4 protein-coding genes and 1 pseudogene are annotated in these 2,967 nt (G+C 64.6%); 1 reads left to right on the top strand and 4 read right to left on the bottom strand.

What is annotated here, in order from left to right; all coding sequences use genetic code 11:
* Together DBR22_RS25140 and DBR22_RS01805 are read right to left on the bottom strand one after the other, a co-directional pair.
* Positions 1-98 (bottom strand): annotated as a pseudogene (locus DBR22_RS25140) (DUF58 domain-containing protein); the annotation flags it as partial.
* Positions 99-104: 6 nt separating this feature from the next.
* Positions 105-1,112 (bottom strand): AAA family ATPase, encoded by a 1,008-nt coding sequence (locus tag DBR22_RS01805; protein ID WP_108597516.1) that lies wholly within the window; start codon positions 1,110-1,112, stop codon positions 105-107.
* Positions 1,113-1,265: 153 nt separating this feature from the next.
* On the opposite strand from DBR22_RS01805, the gene DBR22_RS01800 reads away from it, so the two are divergent.
* A complete protein-coding gene (locus DBR22_RS01800) occupies positions 1,266-1,469 on the top strand; it encodes a hypothetical protein (protein ID WP_108597517.1) in 204 nt (67 codons plus the stop codon).
* Positions 1,470-1,541: 72 nt separating this feature from the next.
* Here DBR22_RS01800 and DBR22_RS01795 read toward each other — a convergent pair whose 3' ends face one another.
* Positions 1,542-2,423 carry a carbohydrate ABC transporter permease gene (locus DBR22_RS01795; protein WP_108597515.1) on the bottom strand — a complete coding sequence of 294 codons (882 nt, stop codon included), beginning with the start codon at positions 2,421-2,423 and terminating at the stop codon, positions 1,542-1,544.
* Positions 2,420-2,967: carbohydrate ABC transporter permease (locus DBR22_RS01790; protein ID WP_146187336.1), on the bottom strand; the 548-nt coding region annotated here is incomplete at its 5' end. The genes DBR22_RS01795 and DBR22_RS01790, both read right to left, overlap by 4 nt.

Here is a 2,967-nt window from a genome sequence, read left to right as displayed (position 1 = left end):
CGGAAGACTGAACCGTACTCGCCGTCGAGCATTCCGCGGGCTTTCCGGTGGGCGAAGATGGCCATCTTCGACTTGACGCGCTGGAGCAGGCTGGGCACGCCGGCTCAGGGAGTCTGGACGGACGCCACGATGGCATCGATGATGGTCTCCACCGGCACCTGTTCGGCCACCGCCTCGAAGCCCAGGATGAGCCGGTGCCGGAGCACCCGGTGCGCGAGGGATTTCACGTCCTCAGGGATCACGTGGTCACGGCCGTTGATGAGCGCGACGGCCCGGGCCGCCTGGCTGAAGGCAATGCTGGCGCGGGGGCTGGCACCGAATTCGATGAAGCCGGCCAGGCGCTGGTCGATGTACTGCCCGGCGTTGCGGGTGACGAACACCAGGCCCACGATGTAGTTGATGATGGCCGGATCGATGTAAATCCGTTTCACCAGCTCCTGGACTCCTGCGACGGCATCCAGTGACGCTGCCGCCGCTGGAATCTGCTCCGGAGTGAAGATCCCCGCATCGATGCGCCGGATGATCTCCGCTTCCTCTGCCGGTGACGGGTAATCCAGGACGTCCTTGAGCATAAAGCGGTCCATCTGGGCTTCGGGCAGCTGGTAGGTGCCTTCCTGCTCGATCGGGTTCTGGGTGGCGAGCACCAGGAAGGGTGAGGGGAGCTTGTACTCCTGTCCCCCGATGGTGGTCTGCCGTTCCTGCATGGCCTCGAGCATGGCGCTCTGGGTCTTCGCGCTGGAGCGGTTGATCTCGTCGAGCAGGACGATGTTGGCGTGCACGGGGCCGAGTTGGGTGATGAACGTGCCCTTGGCGGCGTCGTAGATCTGCGTGCCCACAATGTCGCTGGGCAGCAGGTCCGGGGTGCATTGGATCCGGCGGAACTCGGCGCTGACAGCTTCCGCCACCGTCTGGGCGGCCGTGGTCTTGGCCAGGCCCGGCACACTTTCCAGCAGGATGTGCCCGCCTGTCATCAGGCCAACGAGCAGCGATTCGCGGAGGCGTGCCTGACCAACTACTTTGGCATCGAAGCTGCGGGAGATGTTCGCCGCCACTTGCTGTGCACGGGCCAGTTCCGCCGGTTCGATACGTGCGGGCGCACTGGTCTGAAGCACTGGATTTTCCCCCTGATTGCTGCTGGACGGTGGCGGGTGCGCGGACGGTGTTGCCCGGCGGCACTCCGTCCGCCATCCTATCCAAGCCACTTGCCGGAGCTGCCGCAATGGGGACCCCTCCCCATCCGGGTTGCACAGGTCTATCCTTTTGCCATGAGCGAGCTTCCAGCCAGTTACAAGCAGTTTCTCGCCGATAAAAGCGAGTTGTTCGTCAGTGCCGTCAAGCCGGTGCTGCAACAGTCCGCGGCCGACCAGCTTCACGGCGTCCGGGTTACCTGGAACCCCGGATCCACCGGCCATCAGGCACACATTGACGACACCGTGCCGTTCGGAGTAGTCATCGAGGATATCGACTGATTGCCCGGTGGCCTGGGCGGCCCTCAAGGGCAGGGACGCCGGATGGCGCTGCAGTGAAGGAACGGCGGCCGGTCAGCCCTTGACCGCGCCTGAAAGCGCGAACGAGCTGCCGGCACCCTTGGCCACAATGACGTAGAGGGCCAGCACCGGCACTGAATACAGGATGGAAAAAGCTGCCAGCTGGCCGTAGGCGACTGCCCCGTGCTGTCCGAAGAAGCTGTAGATCGAAACGGCTGCCGGTTGCCGGGCTTCGGACAGGAGCAGGACAAAGGGTACAAAGAAGTTCCCCCACGCCTGGATGAACACAAAAATGAACACCACGCCCAGCCCCTGCCGCATGAGGGGCAGGACGATGGTCCGCAATGCCGTCAGTCCGGAGGCACCGTCCACCCAGGCCGCTTCCTCGAGTGATACCGGGACGGCGTCCATGAAGTTCTTGGTCATCCAGATGGCCATGGGCAAGGTGGTGGTGGCCATGAAGAAGATGGTGGCGGGCATGGAGTCCAGGAGTTGCAGCTGCACGAACAACCCGTAGACGGGAACCATGATGGCAGTGATCGGCAGGCACGTCCCGAACAGGATGGTGTACATAAAAGGTTTGTTGAACCGGGACTGGTAGCGGGACAGCGGGTACGCGGCCAGCACTGCCGCCACCAGGTTCACGGCACCCGTTCCGGCGGAGAGCACCAGGCTGTTCCACAGGGGCCCGAACAGCAGTCCCGGTGTCATGATCGCGGAAAAGTTCGCCAGCGATACCTCCCGGGGCAGCCTGGTTTCGTACCCGGCCGCGGGGTCCAGGGAAGCGAACACCAGCCACAGCAGCGGCAGGACAAAGCAGGCCCCGATCACCATCAGCGCCAGGTCAGCCGGAACCCGGGCACGCTGCTGCGCCCGGGAGACTGCCCCTGCTGCGGTCCGGTGCTCCCCCACGGACGCGCGGGCCGCCGTCGTCATGGCTTGGCCTCCCGGAGGAGCCTGATGTACGCCGCGCCGAACACGAGGCCTATGAGGATCAGCACCGACGCCACAGCGGTGCCGTACCCGATGTCACCGAATTTGAAGGCCTCCTGGTAGGCCAGCACCGGAAGCGTGGTGCTGGCATTCGCCGGGCCCCCGGCAGTCATCACCCAGATGAGGGTGAAGACCGCCAGTGTCTGCAGTGTGATGAGCATGAGGTTGGTGGCGATGCTGGGACGGATCATGGGGATGGTGATGAAAGCCAGCCGCTGCCAACCGGTGGCACCGTCCATCAGGGCCGCCTCCGTCACTTCCCCCGGGACCTCGTCCAGCGCGGCCCGGTAGACCAGCATGGAGAACGCGGTGCCGCGCCAGATGTTGGCCAACATGATGGCCGCCATGGGAAACGAATACAGCCAGTCGGGCTGTCCGAACCCAAGCCCGCCCAGGAGTTGGTTGAGCGTCCCGTCCCGGCTGAAATAGGCGTACGCGGCAAAGGCTGCGACAATTTCCGGCAGCACCCAGGCGGCCACAACGGCGG

The organism is Arthrobacter sp. HMWF013 (assembly GCF_003061105.1).
Taxonomy (GTDB): Bacteria; Actinomycetota; Actinomycetes; order Actinomycetales; family Micrococcaceae; genus Arthrobacter.
This window is presented reverse-complemented; position numbering and strand designations above follow the sequence as displayed.

What these genes read in the sequence shown, in the direction of transcription:
- DBR22_RS01800 (WP_108597517.1), top strand. Translation starts at nt 1,266, where the DNA reads ATGAGCGAGCTTCCAGCCAGTTACAAGCAGTTTCTCGCCGATAAAAGC.
- DBR22_RS01795 (WP_108597515.1), bottom strand. Translation starts at nt 2,423, where the DNA reads ATGACGACGGCGGCCCGCGCGTCCGTGGGGGAGCACCGGACCGCAGCA.